1 protein-coding gene is annotated in these 575 nt (G+C 27.3%); it reads left to right on the plus strand.

The annotated features are described in order from the left end of the window. Positions 1 to 198: hypothetical protein (locus AC1DND_RS29150; RefSeq protein WP_477586499.1), on the plus strand; the 198-nt coding region annotated here is incomplete at its 5' end. Positions 199 to 575: the final 377 nt, after the last annotated feature.

The following is a 575-nucleotide window of genomic DNA, read 5'->3' on the forward strand; positions in this document are numbered from 1 at the left end:
CTACAATCCATAGCTGTAAAATTGCTTCGTCGGCTGAAAAAGCCTGCTCGCAATGACGACTTTTCTTTGAGAACGCTCAATTTTACTACGCTTCATCCGATTGCCATCGGATCGAGAAGACCAATAATAAAAAGAAAAGCTCCAGTTTTACTGGAGCTTCTTGGTTTAGAGTGTTTAGTTTATGTTGATTATGAATAAGTCTTAATGCTTTTTGTAAAAAAAGCGCCGTTGCCAGCACTTTTTTTAAACCAAATATATAATAATAATTAACGAGCATTACAAAAGTACGAACTTTATTCATATTAGCAAGTATTTTTATAAAAAACTTTAAATATTTTAATAAAAAATACATAAAACACTAAAATACAGTCATAAAAAATTAATCAAATAGATATAAATCATATAAAAATCAATTTTTTATACAAAAACACTAGTTTTTTCCTTACAAAATCATAATTTAAGGAAATATTTAAGCAAAATGATAGAAGATTTTATAAAAAATTACTTTAATCATCCCAAAGTTTATGATGAAATGTTTCTAAATGGCGATCATTACCGGGATCATTATTCAAACT

This window comes from Pedobacter sp. 01N416 (assembly GCF_056399685.1).